General features: G+C 67.2%; 19 protein-coding genes. 15 read left to right on the top strand and 4 right to left on the bottom strand.

Translation table 11 applies throughout. The features are described from left to right. The first annotated feature begins 30 nt into the window (after positions 1–30). The 6 genes from hisB (at position 31) to AC1DR1_RS14285 (ending at position 4,673) form a co-directional block, all read left to right on the top strand. Complete coding sequence (hisB, locus tag AC1DR1_RS14310; protein ID WP_091557762.1) at positions 31–657, top strand: imidazoleglycerol-phosphate dehydratase HisB; 627 nt, start codon at positions 31–33, stop codon at positions 655–657. Continuing rightward, positions 654–1,403 carry an imidazole glycerol phosphate synthase subunit HisH gene (gene hisH / locus AC1DR1_RS14305; RefSeq protein WP_229992956.1) on the top strand — a complete coding sequence of 250 codons (750 nt, stop codon included), beginning with the start codon at positions 654–656 and terminating at the stop codon, positions 1,401–1,403. Before hisB ends, hisH begins: the two co-directional genes overlap by 4 nt. Beyond that, on the top strand, positions 1,404–1,562 hold the full coding sequence (locus tag AC1DR1_RS14300) for a hypothetical protein (RefSeq protein WP_197026145.1): 159 nt from the start codon (positions 1,404–1,406) through the stop codon (positions 1,560–1,562). 43 nt (positions 1,563–1,605) lie between these two features. Then, positions 1,606–2,352 (top strand): bifunctional 1-(5-phosphoribosyl)-5-((5-phosphoribosylamino)methylideneamino)imidazole-4-carboxamide isomerase/phosphoribosylanthranilate isomerase PriA, encoded by a 747-nt coding sequence (gene priA, locus AC1DR1_RS14295; RefSeq protein ID WP_229992955.1) that lies wholly within the window; start codon positions 1,606–1,608, stop codon positions 2,350–2,352. Positions 2,353–2,365: 13 nt separating this feature from the next. Continuing rightward, a complete protein-coding gene (locus tag AC1DR1_RS14290) occupies positions 2,366–3,298 on the top strand; it encodes an SseB family protein (RefSeq protein WP_476992775.1) in 933 nt (310 codons plus the stop codon). A gap of 61 nt (positions 3,299–3,359) precedes the next feature. After that, positions 3,360–4,673, top strand: a complete 1,314-nt coding sequence (locus AC1DR1_RS14285; RefSeq protein ID WP_476966455.1) for an MFS transporter — start codon at positions 3,360–3,362, stop codon at positions 4,671–4,673. A 111-nt stretch (positions 4,674–4,784) separates the two neighbouring features. On the opposite strand, the gene AC1DR1_RS14280 is transcribed toward AC1DR1_RS14285, so the two are convergent. Continuing rightward, on the bottom strand, positions 4,785–5,171 hold the full coding sequence (locus tag AC1DR1_RS14280) for a DUF1844 domain-containing protein (RefSeq protein WP_229992952.1): 387 nt from the start codon (positions 5,169–5,171) through the stop codon (positions 4,785–4,787). 430 nt (positions 5,172–5,601) lie between these two features. Between AC1DR1_RS14280 and infC the strand changes: the two genes are divergently transcribed. From infC to AC1DR1_RS14260, 4 genes are all read left to right on the top strand, one after another. Further along, a complete protein-coding gene (infC, locus tag AC1DR1_RS14275; protein WP_476992774.1) occupies positions 5,602–6,696 on the top strand; it encodes a translation initiation factor IF-3 in 1,095 nt (364 codons plus the stop codon). A 115-nt stretch (positions 6,697–6,811) separates the two neighbouring features. Beyond that, positions 6,812–7,006 (top strand): 50S ribosomal protein L35, encoded by a 195-nt coding sequence (gene rpmI, locus AC1DR1_RS14270; protein ID WP_009358635.1) that lies wholly within the window; start codon positions 6,812–6,814, stop codon positions 7,004–7,006. Between the two features lie 121 nt (positions 7,007–7,127). Next, entirely contained in the window at positions 7,128–7,598 is a 471-nt protein-coding gene (gene rplT, locus AC1DR1_RS14265) for a 50S ribosomal protein L20 (protein WP_018774438.1), read from the top strand. Between the two features lie 64 nt (positions 7,599–7,662). Further along, entirely contained in the window at positions 7,663–8,559 is an 897-nt protein-coding gene (locus AC1DR1_RS14260; RefSeq protein WP_476966453.1) for a TrmH family RNA methyltransferase, read from the top strand. A 187-nt stretch (positions 8,560–8,746) separates the two neighbouring features. On the opposite strand, the gene AC1DR1_RS14255 is transcribed toward AC1DR1_RS14260, so the two are convergent. Beyond that, positions 8,747–9,016, bottom strand: a complete 270-nt coding sequence (locus tag AC1DR1_RS14255) for a GlsB/YeaQ/YmgE family stress response membrane protein (protein ID WP_229992949.1) — start codon at positions 9,014–9,016, stop codon at positions 8,747–8,749. A 230-nt stretch (positions 9,017–9,246) separates the two neighbouring features. On the opposite strand from AC1DR1_RS14255, the gene AC1DR1_RS14250 reads away from it, so the two are divergent. Further along, complete coding sequence (locus AC1DR1_RS14250) at positions 9,247–10,167, top strand: cation diffusion facilitator family transporter (protein ID WP_476966452.1); 921 nt, start codon at positions 9,247–9,249, stop codon at positions 10,165–10,167. A gap of 166 nt (positions 10,168–10,333) precedes the next feature. Here AC1DR1_RS14250 and AC1DR1_RS14245 read toward each other — a convergent pair whose 3' ends face one another. After that, the gene (locus AC1DR1_RS14245) at positions 10,334–11,542 is read right to left on the bottom strand and encodes an MFS transporter (protein ID WP_364747457.1); all 1,209 of its coding nucleotides are present in this window, start codon (positions 11,540–11,542) and stop codon (positions 10,334–10,336) included. A gap of 228 nt (positions 11,543–11,770) precedes the next feature. Here AC1DR1_RS14245 and AC1DR1_RS14240 point away from each other — a divergent pair, with 228 nt between their 5' ends. The 4 genes from AC1DR1_RS14240 to AC1DR1_RS14225 all read left to right on the top strand — a co-directional run bounded on the left by AC1DR1_RS14240 (position 11,771) and on the right by AC1DR1_RS14225 (position 15,222). Continuing rightward, positions 11,771–12,235 carry a (deoxy)nucleoside triphosphate pyrophosphohydrolase gene (locus AC1DR1_RS14240; protein WP_364747459.1) on the top strand — a complete coding sequence of 155 codons (465 nt, stop codon included), beginning with the start codon at positions 11,771–11,773 and terminating at the stop codon, positions 12,233–12,235. Between the two features lie 88 nt (positions 12,236–12,323). Continuing rightward, positions 12,324–13,466, top strand: coding sequence for a Re/Si-specific NAD(P)(+) transhydrogenase subunit alpha (locus tag AC1DR1_RS14235; RefSeq protein ID WP_364747461.1), 1,143 nt, complete (start codon positions 12,324–12,326; stop codon positions 13,464–13,466). Further along, the gene (locus AC1DR1_RS14230) at positions 13,466–13,852 is read left to right on the top strand and encodes an NAD(P) transhydrogenase subunit alpha part 2 (RefSeq protein ID WP_364747532.1); all 387 of its coding nucleotides are present in this window, start codon (positions 13,466–13,468) and stop codon (positions 13,850–13,852) included. The genes AC1DR1_RS14235 and AC1DR1_RS14230 overlap by 1 nt, the downstream gene beginning before the upstream one ends. Then, positions 13,849–15,222, top strand: a complete 1,374-nt coding sequence (locus AC1DR1_RS14225; RefSeq protein WP_476966451.1) for an NAD(P)(+) transhydrogenase (Re/Si-specific) subunit beta — start codon at positions 13,849–13,851, stop codon at positions 15,220–15,222. Before AC1DR1_RS14230 ends, AC1DR1_RS14225 begins: the two co-directional genes overlap by 4 nt. Positions 15,223–15,312: 90 nt before the next feature. Here the strand turns inward: AC1DR1_RS14225 and AC1DR1_RS14220 are convergent, their stop codons facing one another. After that, positions 15,313–16,458, bottom strand: a complete 1,146-nt coding sequence (locus tag AC1DR1_RS14220; RefSeq protein ID WP_229992942.1) for an Rv2578c family radical SAM protein — start codon at positions 16,456–16,458, stop codon at positions 15,313–15,315. Between the last annotated feature and the right edge of the window lie 29 nt (positions 16,459–16,487).

The raw sequence follows: 16,487 nt of genomic DNA, 5'->3' as shown, positions 1-16,487 counted from the left end.
ACCCTGCCTTCTTCCAAAGGACACATCTACATGAGCAACACGGGATCCACCGCCGCCGAGGGCCGGACCGCACGCATGGAACGGACCACCAGTGAGTCCTCGGTCCTGGTCGAGATCAACCTGGACGGCACCGGCGTTTCAGACATCAGCACGTCGGTCCCGTTCTACGACCACATGCTGACCGCCCTCAGCAAGCACTCCTTGATTGACATGACCGTCAAGGCCACCGGCGACACCCACATCGATGTCCACCACACAGTCGAGGACGTGGCCATCACCTTCGGCGAGGTTCTGCGGACCGCCCTGGGGAACAAAGCCGGGATCCGCCGGTTCGGCGAGGCGACCGTGCCCCTGGACGAGGCCCTCGCACAGGCCGTCGTGGACGTCTCCGGCCGTCCGTACCTGGTCCACGCCGGTGAGCCGGCAGGCCAGGAATACCACCTGATCGGCGGCCACTTCACGGGTTCCCTGACCCGCCACGTCTTCGAGGCGATCACGCTGCACGCCGGGATCTGCCTGCACATGAACGTCACTGCCGGACGCGACCCCCACCACATCGTCGAGGCCCAGTTCAAAGCCTTTGCCCGGGCGCTGCGCGCAGCCGTCGAACCGGATCCCCGTGTCGAGGGCATTCCGTCCACAAAGGGTGCTTTGTGACCGGCCCGCTGCTCCGTGACGGGGCCATCATCGACCCCGCCGCCGCGACCAAGCCGGTGTCCCCGGAGGGCAAGCCCACCGTTACGGTGCTGGACTACGGCTCCGGGAACGTCCGGTCCGCCGTCCGCGCGCTCGAGCGGGCCGGCGCCGAGGTGATCCTCAGCGCCAAGCCCGAAGACGTCCTCAACGCCGACGGCCTCGTCGTCCCCGGTGTCGGCGCCTTCGAAACCGTCATGCGCGAACTCAAAGCCGTCGACGCCATCCGCATGATCGGCCGCCGTGTCGCCGGAGGCCGCCCCGTGCTGGCCATCTGCGTCGGACTGCAGGTGCTGTTCGAGGCCGGCGTCGAACACGGCACGGAAGCCGAGGGCATGGGGGAGTGGCCTGGCAAGGTGGAGCTGTTGCCGGCCGACGTCGTGCCCCACATGGGCTGGAACACCGTCTCCGTCCCGGAGGGGTCCAAGCTGTTCGCCGGGGTCGAGGGCGAGCGCTTCTACTTCGTGCACTCCTACGGTGTCCAGCACTGGGACTTCGACGTCATCCAGCCGAGGATGGCGGCGCCCCTGGTGACCTGGTCCGACCACGGTGCCCCGTTCATCGCGGCTGTGGAAAACGGCCCGCTGTGCGCCACCCAGTTCCACCCGGAGAAGTCCGGCGACGCCGGCGCCCGCTTGCTGCGCAACTGGGTCCAGGGCCTGCGACCCACGTCCCCGGAACAAACCGCAGCCCCGGAACGGACCGCCTAGATGTGGTCCCTGGTGCTCATGGGCGTCGCCGGCCTGCTGGTTGGCGGCGCGATCTCCTTCCGGCAGCAGAAAAGTCCGCTCTGGGTGCAGATCGTTTTCTACATTCTGGCCGGAATGTCGCTGCTGGCTGCCTACCTCCTGACCCTGCCGGCGTCCTGACGGCCCCGCTCCCAACTACCATCCCCAAGCTGAGGACTCCACGATGACCACCGAAACCCCGCTGCCCGTACTTGAGCTGCTGCCCGCCGTCGACGTCGTCAACGGCCAGGCCGTCCGGCTCGTGCAGGGCGAAGCCGGCAGCGAGACGAGCTACGGTACCCCGCTGGAGGCCGCCCTCAACTGGCAGCAGCAGGGGGCTGAGTGGGTGCATCTGGTCGACCTGGATGCCGCGTTCGGGCGCGGCTCCAACGCCGAGCTCCTGCGCGAGGTCGTCGGCCGGCTCGATATCAAGGTGGAGCTCTCCGGCGGCCTGCGCGACGACGAATCCCTCGAGAAAGCCCTCGACCTCGGCGTTGCCCGCGTGAACCTGGGCACCGCGGCACTGGAGAACCCGGAGTGGACGGCCCGGGTGATCGAACGCTTCGGCGACAAGATCGCCGTCGGCCTGGATGTCCGCGGCACCACCCTCGCCGGCCGGGGCTGGACCAAGGAAGGCGGGGACCTCTGGGAGGTGCTCGGCCGCCTCGAGGACGCCGGCTGCGCCCGGTACGTCGTCACCGATGTGACCAAGGACGGCACGCTCCAGGGTCCCAACGTCGAACTCCTGCGCCAGATGGTCGAGAAGACCGGCAAACCGGTGGTCGCTTCCGGCGGCATTTCCAGCCTTGAGGACCTCTTGGTCCTGCGTTCCCTGGTGCCGCTCGGCGTCGAAGGCGCCATCATCGGCAAGGCCCTCTACAACGGCAACTTCACCCTGCCTGAGGCCCTCGACGCAGCCGGCCGCCGCTAGGCGGTCAGTGCCCATGACGCACACCCACGATCCCCACGACTCCCGTGACGCAGCGCAGCCGGACACCGGGGCCGGTCCGGTCCGGCATCTGCCCGGACACATCGCGGCCGCCCTTGCCGGCGCCGGCGGGGCCACGGACTCCGCCGGCCAACCCTGGGCGGGCCGCAGTCTGTCCGGCGATGACGCAAAGATCCACAATTTCGAGGACGACGACGGCACTGCCGACGCCGGCTACCTGGCGGCATTGGCCGGCCTCGCCGCGGGCACGGGCGACGAGGCGGCCGTGGTGGCCGCGCTTGCCACCGCCCGGGTGTTCGTGCCAATCCTCGCCCAGCTCGCCGAAGAGGGCGAGGCCGCGGCCGGGCCCCACGGGGACCAGCTGCACTCGGACAAACAGGCCGACATGGCCCTCGTGACGCTCAAGGCGCCGGACGGGCGGACCGCCATGCCGGTGTTCACCTCGGCGGCGGCACTGAAGGCGTGGCACCCGGAAGCCAGGCCGGTCGCCGTGTACGCGGCCCGCGCCGCCCTGTCCGCGGTCGCGGAAGGCGCCGAGCTGCTGGTGCTCGATCCCGGCTCCGACCTGACGTTCGTGGTGCGCAGGCCGGCGGTTTGGGCCCTCGCCCAGCAGCAGACCTGGACGCCGTCTTACGCCGATCCGGACCTCGCAGGGGCCCTCGGGGAGGGCGCAGTTAGCTTTCCGGCGGTCCGCCGTGTTGAAATTCATCCTGGGGGTGGAGTTGCCTCGGCCACGGCCGATGGCAGGCGGCTCCCCGGTGGGGGAGCCGGCCCGGAACTCCGTGTGGTCCTCTACCTTGAAGACGGGCTCGACGCCGCCGGCGTGCAGTCCATCGTCGCCGGCCTCAACAACGCCTGGGCCCGGAATGAAATCTTTGCCGAGCGGGTTGATTCGATCGAGGTCAAGCTGCAGCGCGCAGCACCATAGCTGACGGCCCAACGGGGGGACTTCCCGGTGCTGCCGTGGCAGTACCAGAAGGATGTAGTCCGTGAACTTCGCGCTTTACCGTCAGTTGCTGGCCGTCCGGCCCATCAGGCGGCTCCTGCTGGTCGGCATGATCGCCCGCATACCGCATTCGGCGGCCGGCGTCCTGCTGACCCTGCACATCGTCCTGACCCTCGGCCAGGGCTACGCGGCCGCCGGCGCAGCCGCCGCCGTGATGACGATCGGAATCGCTGTCGGCGCGCCCTGGCGAGGGCGCCGGGTTGACACCGTGGGGCTGCGTAAGGCGCTGATTCCGTCCGTCATCTCCGAGACCGTGATCTGGTCGATCGTGCCGCACGTGTCCTACGAGGCCTTGCTTCCCTTGGTGTTCGTCGGAGGCCTGCTGACCCTCCCCATCTTCAGCGTGGTGCGGCAGTCGCTGGGCGTGCTGGCCCCCGGTGAACAGCGCCGTACGGCCTTTACCCTGGACGCCATCGCCACCGAACTGGTCTTCATGATTGGCCCCGCTGTCGGAGCCGTCGTCGCCACCAGCGGGCACTCCGTCCTGGGCTTGACTGTAGTGGGAGTAGCCACGTCCGTCTCGGGACTCTTCCTCATGTGGTTCAACCCGCCCACCCGGAGCGCTTCCCCCGACGCCGCGCTCGAGGCGCAGGAACTGGAATGCGCGGAAGCCGCCGTCGTCGCCGCCGCGCCGGCCCATCTGCAGGAGGCCGCAGCCGAACTGGCACCCCTGGCAGCCGCCGCCGAGGAACGGCGCCAGCGGGGCTCCGGCCTGCGACACAGGGTCATCCACAACTTCAGCTGGTTCACCGCCGCCGTCGCCGCCGTATTTGCTGTCGCCGCCGGTGCCGGCATGGTCCTCAGCGGCACCGACGTCGGCATCGTTGCAGCCCTACAGACCGGCGGCCACGAGGCCGAAATCGGTATCGTGTTCCTCTTCTGGTGCGCGGCCTCGGTGGTGGGCGGCATCCTCTACGGCGCCATGCACCGGCCCATCTCCCCGATCCTCTTGCTGCTGGGGATGTCGGCGCTGACCATCCCGATGGCCTTCGCGACCGACGTCTGGACGCTCAGCCTGCTCGCGCTGCTGCCGGGCCTGCTGTGCGCGCCGGTGTTGTCGGCGGCCTCGGAAAAGGTGGCCGAACTGGTTGACGAAAGCCGGCGCGGCGAGGCGATGGGCTGGTACGGCTCATCGCTCACCGGCGGAGTGGCCCTGGGTGCGCCGCTCGCCGGGCTGTTCATCGACCTCATCGGCCCCTCGGCCGGCTTCGTGTCCGTGGGGCTGGCAGGCGTGGCCCTCTGCCTGGTGGGACTCGTCCTGCAGCACGTGCGGCGCCGCCGCCTGGCCCACGCCTGACCGTCCGCTGACGCCGCGTGCGGCACCGCAAACGAAGGGCGTTAACGACGACGGCGGCAGGCGGACCTCAGTGGTCCGCCCGCCGCCGCTTCATAGTGACGAAACTACTACTTAGTTGACCGGGCCGGTGTACTTCTCGCCCGGGCCTTTGCCCGGAGCATCCGGGATGATTGATTCCTCGCGGAAGGCCAGCTGGAGCGAGCGAAGTCCATCGCGCAACGGTCCCGCGTGCTGGGAACCGATTTCCGGCGCCGCCGCGGTCACCAGGCCGGCGAGGGCGGTGATCAGTTTGCGGGCCTCGTCCAGGTCCTTGAGGTCCTGGGCATTTTCCTCGGCGGCCAGGCCGAGCTTTACGGCGGAGGCGCTCATCAGGTGCACGGCGGCCGTGGTGATGACCTCGATCGCGGGGACTTCCGAAATGTCGCGGATCTGCTGCGAGACGTCGGCCTGGGGGGCTGCGGGCTCGAAGACGTGGGAATTGCTGTCTGAAGTGCTCATGCTGGTAAGCTTGTCACAGACCGACTAAATGTCGTTATTTTGCAGTGATTCAGGTTGTGCTTCTGGCTGAAGTTCGAGCCCGAAGATGGCGCCCGGCGACGCACATGTGCGTTGAACGGGTATCTTTCTGTAGAGTTGACTTTAGTTTGCAAGCGGAGTTCTCTCCCACCCGCGTCAGCCGCGAAACTTCCTTAGGGAAGCCCCTCCCTCACAGGAGACAAGGTTGCCGGGTACCTGGTCGGGCACTACCTCGGACTCCGGTCCGCAGAAAGTGCTTGTCGCCCCACTGAGGGCGGCACTCCGATCTCGAGGCCTTCGATTGCTCTGGCAATTGGGGGCCTTCTCTTTTTGCCGGTGGAATACCCCTCACGAACACAGGAGCTTTAACATTAGCGAGCCAAGAATCAATGAGCGTATCCGCGTCCCCGAGGTGCGGCTGGTCGGCCCTGCAGGCGAACAAGTAGGAATTGTCCGTATTGAGGATGCCCTGCGTTTGGCTGCCGAGTCCGATCTTGATCTCGTTGAAGTTGCACCGCAGGCGAAGCCTCCGGTGTGCAAGCTGATGGACTTCGGCAAGTACAAGTACGAAGCCGCTGTCAAGGCACGCGAGGCCCGGAAGAACCAGACCAACACGGTCCTGAAGGAAATCCGCTTCCGCCTGAAGATTGATACTCACGACTACGAGACCAAGCGCGGCCACGCTCTCCGCTTCCTCGGTGCCGGCGACAAGGTCAAGGCCATGATCCAGTTCCGTGGCCGTGAGCAGCAGCGCCCCGAGATGGGCATCCGCCTGCTCCAGCGTTTCGCCGACGACGTCGCCGAAGTTGGTGTGGTGGAGTCCAGCCCGCGGATCGATGGCCGCAACATGGTCATGGTGGTTGGCCCGCTGAAGAACAAGGCTGAAGCCAAGGCGGAGGCGCGCCGCGCAACGCAGCGCGCAGAAGCCAAGGCTGAGAACGAAGCCAAGGCTTCGGGACGCGTCGATGTCTCCGGTGGCAACGCCCCGCTGACCCAGACGCTCTCTGACCTCCTGCCGGAAGGTTATGTCGTATCGCCGGAGGCTCCCGCAGCGGAGGCTCCCGTCGAGGAAACCAAGGTCGAAGAGGCCCCGGTTGAAGAAGCCAAGGTCGAAGAGGCCCCGGTTGAAGAAGCCAAGGCCGAAGAGACCAAGGTCGAAGAGGCTCCTGCCCAGGAAGCACCGAAGACGCCTGCTCCGAAGGCAACCGAGAAGCCGGTGGAAGCCAAGGCTCCCGTGGCTCCGAAGGCAGCCGAGAAGCCGGTGGAAGCCAAGGCTCCCGAGGCTCCGAAGGCAGCCGAGAAGCCGGCGGTAGCCAAGGCTCCCGAGGCTCCGAAGGCCGCTCCGGCCAAGGCTCCTGAGGAAAAGGCAGCCGCTCCGGCTCCGGCGGCGGCACCGAAGCCGGTTGCTGCTCCGAAGCCGGTGCCGAGGCCTTCAGCGCCGAAGCCCGCCGCACGGCCGGCCGCCCCCCGGGCTGCCGCCAAGCCTGGCAGCAAGAAGACCAACTAGTTCACGGCTGCCGGACAGAAATGTCCGGCAGCAGGCAACCAGCATGCCGCCCGCAGGGGCGGCTGCACGAAAGAGCTGCAGACTTTTCTGCGGATACGTAAGGAGATCGGTTCCCATGCCGAAGATGAAGACCCACAGTGGTGCTAAGAAGCGCTTCAAGCTGACCGGTAGCGGCAAGCTGCGCCGCCAGCAGGCCAACCGCCGCCACTACCTCGAGCACAAGTCCTCCCGGCTGACCCGTCGCCTTGCCGGCGACAAGATCGTCTTCAAGGGCGACGCCAAGGTCATCCGGAAGATGCTCGGCATCTAAGTTCCAAGTTCTCTGACTGTTCGCCACCTGGCAGCAGTCAACTACCAAAAAGGCTTCTCAGGCCAGCCGGACCGATCCGGCAGTAGACGCTTGGGATCAGAATTTTCTAAGGAGTACGCACGTGGCACGTGTGAAGAGGGCGGTTAACGCCCACAAGAAGCGCCGGGTTATCCTCGAACGCGCAAAGGGCTACCGTGGACAGCGTTCACGCCTGTACCGCAAGGCAAAAGAGCAGCTGCTGCACTCGTTTGTGTACAGCTACGGTGACCGCAAGAAGAAGAAGGGCGACTTCCGCCGTCTTTGGATCCAGCGCATCAACGCCGCATCGCGCGCCAACGGCCTGACCTATAACCGACTGATCCAGGGCCTGAAGGCCGCTGAGGTTGAGGTTGACCGCCGCATGCTGGCCGAGCTTGCCGTTTCCGACGCCAACGCCTTTGCTGCGCTGGTCAAGGTCGCCAAGGACTCGCTGCCCGCCGACACGTCCGCTCCGGCCGTCCAGGCTGAGGCCGCTCCGGCTCCGAAGGCTGCCAAGAAGGCTCCCGCGAAGAAGCCTGCTGCCAAGAAGGCTGACGCCGAGGCCGCAAAGTAGTTCCTGCCGCCGTTGAAAACTGCGCCGTTCGAGAACCGGCTGCGAAAGCAACTAAGGTTCTTATATGAACGAAACCGGGCGCCCGCAAGACTTTCCACTTTCCAATCCTCGAGCTGATCGAGTGAGGAAGGTGGCACAACTTGCCGGGCGCCCGGCCCGTTTAAAGCGCAGCGAGTTCCTTGCGGAGGGGCCGCAGGCCGTGCGCGAGGCCCTGACGCTGCACCAGAAAAGGATTGCCGCGGGCGAGCCCGGCATTGTTTATGAGGTCTACGCGAGCGAGGCCTGCCTCGACCGGCACCCGGATCTGGAGGCCCTCGCGGAGGGCACCACCGCGTACCTCGCCACCGACGAGGTGCTCGCCGCGATGGCGGACACGGTCACCCCGCAGGGCATTCTCGCGGTCTGCGGTTTCCTGGACGTGAGCCTCGAGCGGGTGCTTGACGCCGCGCCGCGGCTCATCGCGGTCCTGTGCCAGGTCCGCGACCCCGGCAACGCCGGCACCGTCCTGCGCGCGGCCGACGCCGCCGGCGCCGACGCTGTCATCCTGACCGCATCCAGCGTCGACATCTACAACCCCAAGGCCGTGCGCTCGACGGCGGGATCCCTCTTCCATCTGCCCGTGGTGCTCGGCGCTGACGTGGCGGAACTGGTGGCCCGCTGCAAGGAACGCGGCATCGGAATCCTCGCGGCGGACGGCCAGGGCCAGCTGAACCTGGACCGTCTCCAGGACGAGAACGCGGCCCGCCGCCTGGGAGCCGCCGCGGCCGAGTCGGTCTACGCGCTGGAGAACCCCACGGCCTGGCTCTTCGGCAATGAGGCGCAGGGTCTGTCCGAGGAAGAGATCGCGCTGGCGGACCACAGAGTGGCCGTGCCGGTCTACGGGGGAGCGGAAAGCCTGAACCTCGGCACTGCAGCCACCGTCTGCCTGTACGCCAGCGCCCGTTCCCAGCAGGCGCGCTAGGGGTCGGCCCAGGGTTCAGCAGGGAGCAAGCACGTCCGGCAGCCGGCAGGGCAACCAACGGCAGGGCAAGCAACGGCAGTGTGACCAACGGTGGTGTAAACGACGGCGGGGCCCACCGAATGGTGGGCCCCGCCGTCGTGCTGTCACTGCCGCTCCACACACAGTGTGCAGTCAGTGCCTTGAAGAATTATGTGGTGGTCTTGTTGCGTCCTGTGATGGCGCCGTAGATGAGGGCAGCCGCTATGCCACCGACAATGGCCAGCAGCCAGGAACCGAGATTCCAGAATTCCATCGTGCCGCCGCCGAACAGCAGGTCCCCGATCCAGCCGCCGACAACTGCGCCGACGACGCCGAGCGCGAGGCTGGTAACCCAGCCGCCGCCGACCCTGCCGGGCACGACTGCCTTGACGATTGCACCTACTATGAGTCCGAGAATGATCCAGCCAAGAAAGCCCATGTCTCCTCCTACATATTCGTCGGCATCCAAATTGTGAATCCCGAATATGGCTTCAAGCTAACATAGGGCCGATTGCTTGTCAGCAGGGGACTACCCAATCGTTACGTGGCTGCGTTGGTCACTGTCGCGGTTCGGCGGCAGCCTGGAAACGGGTACGGTATTCCTTGTGGGCGCTGGGTTCTTCCGGTGTTCGCATACACCCCCGAAGAACCCCACAAGGAGAAGCTCACGTGGCTGCAAATGGCGGTACCAAGGCGATTCTCGCGGCACTGGCCGCAAACCTGACCATCGCCGTTTTGAAGTTCGTCGCCTACTTTCTGACGCTGTCCTCGTCCATGCTGGCCGAGGCGATTCACTCGCTCGCAGACTCCGGCAACCAGCTGCTGCTCTTGGTCGGCGGCAAGCGCGCGCAGCGGCAAGCCAGCCCCGAGCACCCGTTCGGCTACGGCCGCGAGCGTTACATCTACGCCTTCATCGTCTCGATTGTGCTTTTCAGCGTCGGCGGCCTGTTCGCACTCTATGAGGCCTGGGGAAAGATCCAGCACCCGCACGCCATTGAAGGGGACTTCTGGTGGGTGCCGCTTGCCGTCCTGATTGGCGCGATCATTGCCGAGTCCTTCTCGTTCCGGACAGCGATCATCGAATCCAACCACCTCAGGGGAAAGCAAGGCTGGATCAAGTTCATCCGCAATGCCAAGCAGCCGGAACTCCCGGTGATCCTGCTGGAGGATTTCGGCGCCCTCGTGGGCCTGGTGTTCGCGCTCTTCGGCGTGGGCCTGACGCTCCTGACCGGGAATGGCATCTGGGACGCCCTCGGCACCGCGATGATCGGTCTGCTGCTCGTGGCGATCGCTGTGGTGCTGGCCATGGAAACCAAGTCCCTGCTGCTGGGCGAGTCGGCCACCCGCGATGACGTCGCCAAGATCCGCAGCGCGATCGAAGGCGGCGGCACCACCATCATTCACCTCAAGACCATGCACCTTGGCCCTGAGGAGCTGCTGGTGGCGGCCAAGATCAGCATCGGCCGCTCGGACTCGGGCCAGGACATTGCGAAGGCGATTGATGACGCAGAGGTCCGGATCCGCGAAGCCGTCCCGATTGCCCGGGTCATCTACCTGGAACCGGACGTGCAGCGCGTCAGCGCCCCCTGAGCCGCATGGCGGTCCAGCCCGGCCCCAAATAAGACAACGGCCCTAAAGACAACGGCAGTCCCTAAAGAAAACGGCAGTCCTGTCCAGTTCACCACTGGACAGGACTGCCGTTCTTTTCGAGCATGTCCGCCTTTGCCCTACCGTCGTGCCTGGGCCAAGGGGCCGGCTAGGAGGCCAGCGGCCGCCTGCGTTCCACGGCGCCGCTGATGGCAGCGACCCCGAGCCCCAGCACGGCAAGGACCGCACCTACGAGCGCGGGCGCGACGTAGCCCCAGCCCCAGGCGATCACAAGGCCGCCCAGGAAGGCGCCCAGGGCGTTAGCGACGTTGAGCGCCGCATGGTTGAGCGAGGAGGCCAGCGACGGCGCGTCGGGGGAGGCATCCAGAAGCCTGGTCTGCAGGGCCGGCACCAGCATGGACCCGGCGGCGCCAACCACGAACACCATGACCAGAGCGGACCAGGCCCAATGGACGCCAACGGCATAGACCACGAGTGCCACCGCCGTGGCGGGCAGCACCCAGTAAATCGTGCCCATGACGGACTTGTCGGCGATCCTGCCGCCAACGATGTTGCCCACCACCATGCCCACGCCGTACAGTGCCACGACCAGCGGCAGCCAAGGCGCTGGGAGACCGGCCACGGAGGTCATGGTGTGCGCAATGTAGGTGTAGGTCGCGAAGAAACCGCCGAAGCCGACGATGCCGACCAGGATCGCAAGCCACACCTGGAGCCGCTTGAGCGCGCCGAGCTCACGGCGGAAGCTGGCGTCTGCGTGCGGTTTCTGGAACGGGACGAACTTCCACAGCATGGCGAGCGTAATGATGCCGATCAGGCCGACCAGCAGGAACAGGAGCCGCCATCCGTAGCTCTGGCCAAGCCAGGTTGCGAAGGGGACGCCGATGACGTTGGACACCGTCAGCCCCGCCATGACCATCGAAATGGCCCAACCACGCTTGGTCGGCGCCACCAGGGAGGCGGCAATCACGGCCGCGACCCCGAAGAAGGCGCCGTGGGGCAGACCCGCGGCGAACCGGGACACCAGCATGGAGCCGTAGTCCGGGGCGAGGAAGGAACTGAGGTTGGCGATGCTGAAGAAGAGCATGAGTCCCAGGGCCAGGTACTTCCGCGGGAGTTTGGCCCCGACGGCGGCCAGCACGGGCGCGCCGATCACGACGCCGAGGGCGTAGGCCGAAATAAGGTGACCGGCCTCGGGCGTGCTGATGTTCAGGCCCTGTTCGATCTCCTTGAGCAGGCCCATCATGGTGAATTCTGTGGTGCCGATGCCAAATCCGCCCATCGCCAGGGCAATAATGGCCAGGGCAACATGGCGGGTGCCGGTCTTGGACGGCGCCGGGGCGTATGTGGTGGTTGTCATTCGTCTTTTCGGGGAGATTTTCCGGGAAGGGTCTGGAGGGGATCGGACAGATAAATATGCTTTAAAGAACGGGGAGGGGGCGCCGAATATTCCGCAACTGGTTCGGGCGGCCGCCTCCACCATTGTCCCCTACCCGGCCGCTCGCGGTCCCCGTCCCCGTTTCCCCGCTTCCGACCCGTTCCCCGTGCTCGCGACGCCGGACCCGGCGCCCGTCTTAGACTGGGGGGCGTGACTGGACTCATTGGCGTTGTTGGCGGCGCAGTAGTGGACTCCCTGGCCGAACCGGGCATGCTCCTGGTGGCCCGGCGCACGGCGCCGCCGCAGTTTGCCGGAATGTGGGAGTTCCCGGGCGGAAAGGTGGAGCCAGGCGAAGCAGCCGAAGACGCCCTGCACCGCGAGCTCCGGGAAGAACTGGGCGTGCTGGTGCGGCTCGGGTCCGAGCTGCCGGCGGAGGCCGCCACGGGCTGGCCGCTCAACGAAAAGGCGGCGATGAGGGTCTGGTTCGCCGAACTCGCTGAGGGAGAGCCCCGGCCGCTGGAAGACCACGACGAACTGCGTTGGCTCGATCTCCGCAACCCGGCGGAGGTCCTGGGCCTGCCGTGGATCCCGGCGGACTTCCCCATCGTAGAAGCCCTCCTGGCCGCAGTCCGGGCCACCGGGCCGCGCGGAGTGGGAGCCGGGATTAGCAGCTGACCCGGACGCGCCGACGGGTTTTGGATGCCCGCCTCTCGCCAAACCGTCAGGCATGTGCCTACTCTGAACGCAATCGAGAGGAGTGGCCGTGCAGGTCGGTGTCGGACGAGAGCAGCGAGCCGGGGAACGCCGCGTTGCGGCCACACCGGAGACGGTCCAGCAACTGACAGCCCTCGGGCTCCATCTCCTGGTGGAGAGCGGCGCCGGCACCGAAGCAGGGTTCGTGGACGCCGCCTTCAAAGAGGCTGGCGCCACGGTGATCTCCGACCTCCCGTTCGAGGCCCTCGACGTCCTCCTCCATGTGCGCCCGCTCACCCCGGAGACCGCGGCCCGGCTTCGGCCCGGCACGGTCACCATCGGCCTGGGGTCGCCGGCCTCGGAACTGCCGACTGTCCGCGCGCTGGCCGCCGCCGGGATCACCTCGTTCGCCCTGGAACTGCTTCCGCGGATTTCCCGGGCACAGTCCATGGATGCGCTCAGCTCGCAGTCCCTGGTGACCGGCTACCGCGCAGTGCTCGAAGCCGCCGTCCGGTACCCGCGGTTCTTCCCGCTCTATATGACCGCCGCGGGGACCATCCCGCCGGCGAGGGTGCTGGTCCTCGGGGCCGGTGTCGCCGGTCTGCAGGCGATCGGCACGGCGAAACGGCTCGGCGCCCGGGTGTCGGCCAACGACATCCGGGCCGCCTCCGCCGACGAGGTCGCCTCGATGGGGGGCACTTTCATCAACCTGGACGTCGATGCGGCGGCCGAAGGAACCGGAGGCTACGCCCGCGCCCTCGGCGAGGACCGGGCGCAACGCCAGCGCAGCCTCCTCGCCCCGCACGTCGCTGCAGCGGACATCCTGATCACGACAGCGGCCATCCCGGGCCGGGCCGCTCCCTTGCTGGTGACCACCGCTATGGTGGCCAGCATGCGGGCCGGATCGGTCGTCGTCGACCTCGCCGCGGAGTCCGGAGGCAACGTCGAAGGCGTGATCGCCGGCCAGGACGTCCAGGTGCCGGTCGACGGCGGGTCGGTCACGCTCGTGGGCCTGCAGGACGCTGCATCCGCCATGCCGTCCGACGCGTCCCGGCTTTTCGCCCGGAACGTCAGCAACTTCCTCGCCCTCATGACCGAAGGCGGTGCAGTGGCTCCGGACTTCGACGACGACGTGGTCGCCGGAACGTGCCTGACCCACGGCGGCGCCGTGCGGCATGCCCCCAGCGCTGCAGCACTGGAAACGGAGGCATGATGGGCCCGGTCGCGGTGCTGACAGTGGTGGTGCTCGCGGTGTTCGTCGGCTTCGAAGTCGTCTCCAAGGTCACCAGCAAGCTGCACACACCTCTCATGTCCGGCGCCAACGCCATCCACGGCATCATCCTGGTCGGCGCCATTATTGTGGCCGGACAGGCCAGCGACCCGTGGGTGCTTGGCATCGCGCTCCTGGCCGTGGTCCTGGCAACCGTCAACCTGGTGGGCGGCTTCGTGGTCACGGACCGGATGCTTGAGATGTTCAGCGGACACAAGCGGGCACGCACACCCGCCTCAACCGGCGCCGCCACAGCCGGCGGAACCGCGGGAGCAGGACACCCCGGTGACGGGGGCTCCGGCGGCGGCGTGGCGGGGGAGGGCCGATGAGTCTCCTGACCCCCGAATGGACGGCCCTGCTCTACCTTGCGGCTGCCGTCTGCTTCATCCTGGCGCTCAAAGGCCTCAGCTCGCCGCGGACAGCCCGCCGCGGCAACGCCATCGGTGCCGCCGGGGCGCTCCTCGCCGTCGTCACCGTGTTCTTCTCGGCGCGGCTGGAAAATATTCCGCTCATCCTCGTGGCCATTGCCGTCGGCTCCGCGATCGCCGTCCCCGTGGCCCGGCGGGTGCAGATGACCCAGATGCCCCAACTGGTGGCGCTCTTCAACGGCGTCGGAGGCGGGGCCGCCGCACTCGTGGCCGTACTGGAACTTGGCCACAACGAGGATCCATGGGTCCGCCTGGCCGTGGTCTTCACCATGCTGGTGGGCGCGGTGTCCTTCGCCGGCTCCGCGGTGACTGTGGGCAAGCTGCAGGAACTCATCAGCACCCGCCCGCTGCTGTTTCCCGGCATGCCCTGGGTCATGGGGGCCGTCCTGCTGGGGGCAGTCATCTCGGGTGGGCTCGTGGTCCTGACCGGGTCGCTCGGCTTCTCGCTCGCGCTGCTGGGCCTGGGACTCGCTGCCGGGCTGCTCCTGGTGTTGCCCGTCGGCGGGGCGGACGTGCCGATCGTGATCTCCCTGCTGAACGCCTTCACGGGACTGGCGGTGGCAGCGTCCGGTGTGGTCCTGGGCAATGTCCTGCTGCTCGTCGCCGGGACGCTTGTTGGCGCCAGCGGCACAATCCTGACGAAGGTCATGGCCTCGGCCATGGGCCGCGGAGTCGCCGGCATCCTCTTCGGGGCGTTCAAGGGCGGCTCGACGGCGGGTTCCACCGCCCTGAGTGACCGGCCCGTACGTTGCTCGTCGCCGGAGGACGTTGCCGTCCAGCTCGGTTACGCCCAGCGGGTGGTGATCGTTCCCGGCTACGGACTCGCCGTGGCGCAGGGCCAGCACACCGTGGCGGAACTTGCCACGGCGCTGGCTGCCCGTGGCGTGGAGGTGGTCTTCGCCATCCACCCCGTGGCCGGACGCATGCCGGGCCACATGAACGTGCTGCTGGCCGAGGCCAACGTGCCGTACGAGTCGCTGCGGGAGCTGGCCGAAGTCAATCCCGAGTTCGCGAACACGGATATCGCGCTGGTGGTCGGCGCTAATGACGTCGTCAACCCGGCGGCCAAGTCCTCTCCGGGTTCGCCGATTTACGGGATGCCGATCCTGGAAGTGGTGCAGGCCCAGCAGATCGTGTTCCTGAAGCGGTCGATGCGCCCGGGATTTGCCGGCATCGAGAACGAGCTCCTGCATGATCCCAAGACCACGCTCCTGTTCGGGGATGCCAAGGATTCGCTCGCCAGGGTGCTGGGCGCGGTCAAAGCGCTCTAGGTTCACTGCGCTCTAGGTTCACTGCGCTCTAGGTCAAGTGGCTTCAGGTTCACTGCGCTCGAGGCAAGACGCGCTGCGGTGGGGCGGGCTTCAAAACAATGTGGGCTGGGCTGTGTTGGCCTGGGCTGAGCTGGTGAGGCCAGCATGCCGGGCGCCTGCGTGCCCGGCCGTGTCCGGGATGCTTCCCGCCGGGTACTGGGCCTCTTCCTGGCGGGCGTCGTCGTCGGTGCCGCCGTCCAGATCCCTGTGGCTGAATCCCTGCGAGCCGGAAAAGCCGTGCAGGCCCTTGAAATAGCGGATGCGGCCGGCCAGCCAGGCCCGGTATTCCTTGGACGCATAGGACCCGCTGCCGTACAGCCGGCGGTACTTGCCGGCCAGTTGCGGATGTTCGCGGGCGATCCACTGCATGAACCATTCACGGGTGCCCGGTTTCAGATACAGTGCGCCGGCCGTGACACCGGTGGCGCCGGCCGCCGCCAGGGCGCCGAAGAGGGAGTCGAGGGCGTCGTCGCTGTCCGATAGCCACGGCAGGATGGGCATGGCCATGACCCCGCAGGGAAGGCCGGCCTCCCGCAGCCGGGAGATGAGCTTCAACCGTGCCCGCGGCCCGGGCGTGCCCGGTTCCACGGCCTCGGACAGTTCTTCGTTGGTCATGGCCAGCGAAATGCCCACCCCCACCGGCACCTGGGCCGCGGCATGCTTCAGCAGTGGAATGTCCCGGGCCAGGAGCGTGCCCTTGGTGAGTATGGACAGGGGAGTGCCGGAATCGGCGAGGGCACCGATGATGCCGGGCATGAGCTGATAGCGGCCCTCGGCGCGCTGGTACGGGTCCGTGTTGGTGCCGAGGGCCACATGCTCGTGCTGCCAGGAGGGCTTGGCCAGCTCCTTGCGCAGGATCTCGGCGGCGTTGATTTTGACCACAACCTGGCTGTCAAAGTCCAGGCCGGCGTCGAAGTCCAGATAGGTGTGGCTCTTGCGCGCGAAGCAGTAGACGCAGGCATGGCTGCAACCGCGGTACGGGTTGATGGTCCATTCGAAAGGCATCCGCGAACCGGCAACCACCTTGTTGAGCACCGATTTGGCGGTGACCTCATGGAAGGTGATCCCGGCAAACTCCGGGGTGGACACGGACCGCACCAGCCCGGCCAGCGGCAGCAGGGCCGGTGCGGCTGGCGAATCGGCGGAAAGGGCGGCCGGGGAATCGCCGCGCTCAAGTGCTTGTGCGTCCCATCTCATGCCTATATTCGAATGTATGTTCGACTAAA

The sequence above is a fragment of the Arthrobacter sp. P4_F10 genome (genome assembly GCF_056401435.1).
The sequence above is the reverse complement of the archived record's forward strand: the minus strand, read 5'-3'. Positions and strand labels throughout refer to the sequence as shown.

Bases quoted from the DNA above. Each gene is read 5' to 3' on its own strand.
- priA (WP_229992955.1), top strand. From the start codon at position 1,606: ATGACCACCGAAACCCCGCTGCCCGTACTTGAGCTGCTGCCCGCCGTC.
- AC1DR1_RS14245 (WP_364747457.1), bottom strand. From the start codon at position 11,542: ATGACAACCACCACATACGCCCCGGCGCCGTCCAAGACCGGCACCCGC.
- AC1DR1_RS14300 (WP_197026145.1), top strand. From the start codon at position 1,404: ATGTGGTCCCTGGTGCTCATGGGCGTCGCCGGCCTGCTGGTTGGCGGC.
- AC1DR1_RS14255 (WP_229992949.1), bottom strand. From the start codon at position 9,016: ATGGGCTTTCTTGGCTGGATCATTCTCGGACTCATAGTAGGTGCAATC.
- hisB (WP_091557762.1), top strand. From the start codon at position 31: ATGAGCAACACGGGATCCACCGCCGCCGAGGGCCGGACCGCACGCATG.
- AC1DR1_RS14290 (WP_476992775.1), top strand. From the start codon at position 2,366: ATGACGCACACCCACGATCCCCACGACTCCCGTGACGCAGCGCAGCCG.
- AC1DR1_RS14220 (WP_229992942.1), bottom strand. From the start codon at position 16,458: ATGAGATGGGACGCACAAGCACTTGAGCGCGGCGATTCCCCGGCCGCC.
- AC1DR1_RS14225 (WP_476966451.1), top strand. From the start codon at position 13,849: ATGAGTCTCCTGACCCCCGAATGGACGGCCCTGCTCTACCTTGCGGCT.
- AC1DR1_RS14280 (WP_229992952.1), bottom strand. From the start codon at position 5,171: ATGAGCACTTCAGACAGCAATTCCCACGTCTTCGAGCCCGCAGCCCCC.
- rpmI (WP_009358635.1), top strand. From the start codon at position 6,812: ATGCCGAAGATGAAGACCCACAGTGGTGCTAAGAAGCGCTTCAAGCTG.
- AC1DR1_RS14260 (WP_476966453.1), top strand. From the start codon at position 7,663: ATGAACGAAACCGGGCGCCCGCAAGACTTTCCACTTTCCAATCCTCGA.
- AC1DR1_RS14230 (WP_364747532.1), top strand. From the start codon at position 13,466: ATGGGCCCGGTCGCGGTGCTGACAGTGGTGGTGCTCGCGGTGTTCGTC.